The sequence below is a fragment of the Moorena sp. SIO4E2 genome (assembly GCF_010671945.1).
Classification (GTDB): domain Bacteria; phylum Cyanobacteriota; class Cyanobacteriia; order Cyanobacteriales; family Coleofasciculaceae; genus Moorena; species Moorena producens.
Genome location: NZ_JAAHIE010000560.1, coordinates 1 through 4470 on the forward strand (window position 1 = coordinate 1; position 4470 = coordinate 4470).

The 4470-nt window shown below is 43.2% G+C and carries 5 protein-coding genes and 1 rRNA gene; 5 read left to right on the forward strand and 1 reads right to left on the reverse strand.

Annotated elements, in window-relative coordinates; genetic code table 11:
- The 5 genes from F6K37_RS32970 to F6K37_RS32990 all read left to right on the forward strand — a co-directional run.
- Positions 1 to 305: hypothetical protein (locus tag F6K37_RS32970; RefSeq protein WP_287254873.1), on the forward strand; the 305-nt coding region annotated here is incomplete at its 5' end.
- A gap of 19 nt (positions 306 to 324) precedes the next feature.
- Positions 325 to 888, forward strand: coding sequence for a peptide deformylase (gene def / locus F6K37_RS32975; protein ID WP_008187427.1), 564 nt, complete (start codon positions 325 to 327; stop codon positions 886 to 888).
- 402 nt (positions 889 to 1290) lie between these two features.
- Positions 1291 to 1491 (forward strand): hypothetical protein, encoded by a 201-nt coding sequence (locus tag F6K37_RS32980; RefSeq protein ID WP_008187430.1) that lies wholly within the window; start codon positions 1291 to 1293, stop codon positions 1489 to 1491.
- 381 nt (positions 1492 to 1872) lie between these two features.
- A complete protein-coding gene (locus F6K37_RS32985; RefSeq protein WP_008187441.1) occupies positions 1873 to 3243 on the forward strand; it encodes a PrsW family glutamic-type intramembrane protease in 1371 nt (456 codons plus the stop codon).
- A 204-nt stretch (positions 3244 to 3447) separates the two neighbouring features.
- Positions 3448 to 4227, forward strand: coding sequence for a pentapeptide repeat-containing protein (locus F6K37_RS32990; RefSeq protein WP_008187442.1), 780 nt, complete (start codon positions 3448 to 3450; stop codon positions 4225 to 4227).
- Between the two features lie 118 nt (positions 4228 to 4345).
- Here the strand turns inward: F6K37_RS32990 and rrf are convergent.
- Positions 4346 to 4463: ribosomal RNA gene (gene rrf, locus F6K37_RS32995) — 5S ribosomal RNA — on the reverse strand.
- Positions 4464 to 4470: the final 7 nt, after the last annotated feature.

Below are 4470 nucleotides of genomic sequence, written 5' to 3' on the forward strand. Positions count from 1 at the left end.
AACAAACGTACGATTTTGACATAATACCCACCTATGGGCGACCAGGGATAATCAATGAAATCATTGGGGCGCAGTCCCCATCCCCTCTCTTGGTGCGCGTTCCCTTGAGGAGGTTCAGGCAGCGCCTTGTCGCACCGCAGCGCGAAGGCTCTTGGGGCGTGGGGCATGATAAACTAAGAAAGCGAGGCAAGACTATAATAATAGACCAACTTAGGCACTCTGTCTTAGGCACTCTGTTGAAGAATGTGTATGTTGAGTGTTCTAATCCTTTAGCAGCTAAGCGTCTAACCCTAAGCATACCCTGACTCACAAGTCGATAACCCCATGACTGCTGAACTTATCGTTGAAAAGAAAAAATTAGAGAATCCACCATTAACAATTCATTATCTAGGCGATCGCGTCCTGCGTCAGCCTGCTAAGCGGGTTGCTAAAGTAGACCAGAACATCCGGAAATTAGCTGAGCAAATGCTGCAAACCATGTACAGTGCAGATGGTATCGGTTTGGCAGCCCCTCAGGTCGGGATTAATAAGCAAATGATTGTGGTTGACTGTGAACCTAATAACCAAGATAACCAACCACTGGTGTTAATTAACCCAGAAATCAAGAGTTTTGGTAGCACCCCGTGTGATGGCCAGGAAGGTTGTTTGAGCATTCCCGGTGTATATTTAGATGTCACCCGTCCAGACGAAATTGAAGTAGCTTACAAGGATCAAAACGGACGCCCTAGAACCTTAAAGGCGAATGGATTACTATCTCGCGTCATTCAGCATGAGATAGACCACCTTAAAGGAGTGATGTTTGTTGATCGGGTGCAAAATGGTCTAGCCTTGACTGAAGAATTGAATAAGCACGGGTTCTCACCCCAAGCGGTGAAACCAATTAAATAACTATACCAATCTGAGTTTATTTGTGAAACCTCTGGTGAGGTGGTGATGGGGTGATGGGAAAGACTATAACGACCTGTTCTTGTTAACTTTTCAATTACGATGGCTATAGTCACAGTAATCTTTCTACTCCCTTAACCTTCTACAACTTACTGAACTGTGACTGCTCTTATAAATTTGATCTGAAGTGCGGTTAATCACTTATAATAGGGTTTATCTAATGGGTATAAATTAAAAATTGGGAATTGTTAATATTGAATTTTAAATTAACTAACACCCAAGCATCATAAATAGTAAAACGGGCTAGATATGACCTATTACTTAGCGGTTAGGTTTAATTGATTGCCCCACAGCTAATTTCAATCTTATGATTTCTGATAATAATATTTCACAAAAAAGCTTATGATGACCCCAAAAAGTGCTCTGTTTTTGATGATTGCCTGTGTTGCTGGGATTGCGGCTGTGGGTTCAATTTTTGAACTTTCCTATGGTGACCCCGAGTTAGGGAATTTGGTGACTGGAATTATCCTCGCTGCTAGTATTCCTATCGGTGGTCTCTCTTTCTACCTAGCGGTGCTTGATGCCAGAGCGAATATAAAGGGCTAAGGACATTATTAAAATATAGTAGTGCAATTCGTTTGGTGGTGCAATTCCTTTGCTAGAAACCATTGAAAACGGTGGATGATTAGGATCCAAGGATATACAAAAACGTTGGACAACTGATTACTATGCTGGTGATGTTAATGCAGCCAAAGTAATCCAAAGCCTCTGCTAAGGGGACTGTTGGGCATTTGGGAAGTATGCGAGCGATGCAGCGCGGTCTTGGGGAAAACCCCCACTCGCGCTCTCCATCAAGACAGGAGGGTCGATGTTTCTTCTATCTGTGTTGATCGAGAGATCTGCAAACCAAAGAAACGTTCTTGAAACTAGAATCCCCTGCCGGATTAGCATGGGGAGTATGAATAACCAATAACGACCAAAGTAGCAATGACTGGTCAAGTTTACAGTGGATTTCTGCGCCAGCTTTCCACTAGCGATAACAAAGAGATACTCGCCCTACTACCCCTTTCTGAATTAGAGGATAACGTCATTGGACGTGACCCTAACTGTAAAATTTCCTTAGATCCCTATCGCTACGTCAGCGTATCGCGCCGTCATGCGGTAATTAGCCCTCTGACCCCTCTAAAAAATGGCTGTCCCCGCTGGGAAATTTGTGACCTTGATAGTGTGAATGGTACCTATGTGAATGGCGAATATTTGCAGGGTTGTCAGCAATTGCACTCCGGGGATCGGATTGAGTTGGGTCACGATGGTCCAAAATTCATCTTTGAGTGCGAGGTAACGACATCCCTTAATTTACCATCTATCCCATCCCAAACTATTGCCATAGAAAAACCCCTAAAACCGATTAGCAAGATACCAAAGCCTCAGACCGATTATGTCACCTTTACCCAACTGTTTCCCATCTTTTCAACAGGACGGGATTTAAATCAAAAAGCTTTTTTGGCTCCTGGTATCGTGACTGTACTCTTTGTGGTATCAATGTTTGCTGCAGTTGGTCAACCAGTAGTTTTTAATCTTTTGCTAGCTGCCTACTTGGCAGGATTAGCCTATTACTTTGTTTACCAACTTTGTGGCAAACCTAAACCTTGGTGGGTTCTGCTGGGTAGTACTCTATCCACCAGTTTAATTTTGGTCAGCCCGCTGCTGCCCCTATTTATCAAAATTTTTCGGGGAATTTTACCTGGCGACATACCACAACTAGGTGAAGTTGTCAACTTGACTACTTTATTCATCCGGATGTTTTTTGGTGCTGGGTTAATGGAAGAGTTGCTCAAGGCTATACCTATGCTGGGACTATATGCTTTGGGACATTTCCTGCGTACCCCTTGGCGAGAAAGAATTGGTGTCTGGGAACCCCTCGATGGAATTTTATTGGGGACAGCATCGGGGGTGGGATTTACCTTGGTAGAAACCTTAGGGCAATATGTGCCGAATATTATAGAGGGTGTGATACTGCCAACTACTGAATTGGAGGGTGACCTGTTAGGATTGCAGTTGCTGATTCCTCGGGTTCTTGGCTCAGTGGCAGGACACATGGCTTATAGTGGATACTTCGGGTATTTTGTTGGGTTAAGCGTCCTCAAACCCCGTAAGCGTTGGCAGATCATAGGCATTGGCTATCTGAATGCTTCTGCTCTGCATGCCTTGTGGAATGCGATGGGATATGTTAATAGTATACTCTTGGCAATAGTTGGGGTTGTGTCCTACGTCTTTTTAACAGCGGCAATTCTCAAAGCAAGGGCACTATCACCAACGCGATCGCAAAACTTCGCTACCCAATTTTTTAAAAATTAGGGATACTTATGAAAGTTTAAGGTTTAAAGTTTAAGGTTTAAAGTTTAAACTTTAAAGGGGTTTAGAAGTTTAGCCTATCACATTAACTAAAAACTTTAACCACAACTAGGATTTACACTTCATAATTCATAATTGCTAATTTACACTTCATAATTCATAATTACTAATTCATAATTAGCAGCTGTTTTAAAAACAATGAATTCTATGAACATCAAACTCACCATTTTAACCACTGCGGCTTTACTAACCACGACCAGCCTCAGCACCATTGCTAAAGCTGAAAATCTAGCTCATACTCAACAGTTACTGTCAACCAAACAGTGTCAAGGGTGTGATTTAACTAGGGTAGGTTTGATTATGGCTGACTTAGTGGGTGCTAATCTCGCTGGGGCTGACTTGAGTCGTGCTAATCTCAGCCGTGCTAATTTGACAGGAGCTGACCTGAGTGGTGCCAATCTCAGTGGTGCTTCTCTCAATGGTGCTAATCTTGCTGGTGCTAATCTTGCTGGTGCTAACTTATTCAGTACTGACCTGAGGGAAGCGTTTTTAGTTAATGCCCAATTGTATGGTGTGAGCTTGAGTAATGCTTATATACAAGGAACCATCGGTATTCCAGATTATGCAGGTACCGCAGAAGATTTCTATGCGTGGGGAGTAGTAGAAGCCAAAAGAGGTAACTACAAAACTGCCATTGAGTATTACGACAAAACCTTGAGCATGAAGCCTGACTTTGCTCCAGCTTTTTTGGCTCGTGGTATGGCTCGTTTCAGACTGGGAGAGGAAGTAGCAGCGACCCAAGATGGTACTATCGCTAGTGAACTCTTTAAAGAACAAGGAAATATTCCTGGATACCAGGCGTCACAGAGTTTAGTTAAAGGCATAGAAATTGCCCAAAATTCTGCAACCTCTAAAGGAGGTTCTAATTTAGGCAACGCCCTGGCATCGGTTGGTAGCATACTCTTGAGATTTCTTTCTCCCTTTTAAGTGGCTATTTTAAGTGGCTAAATTTTAGGTGTGGCCTGATGGGGAAGTACAATTATCCCTAAAACCAAAACCTCCTCAGGTCAAGGTTACCTAAGGAGGTTTTAGTCTAAATTAATTATCCTGGCACTGAGCTATTTTAGCAGGCAGCTACCCACCAACTATCTTCGCCGCAGCTACGTTTCACCTCCGAGTTCGGGATGGGGTCGGTGTGGTTCCGTAGCGCTATAAGCACCAGGAAGTGGT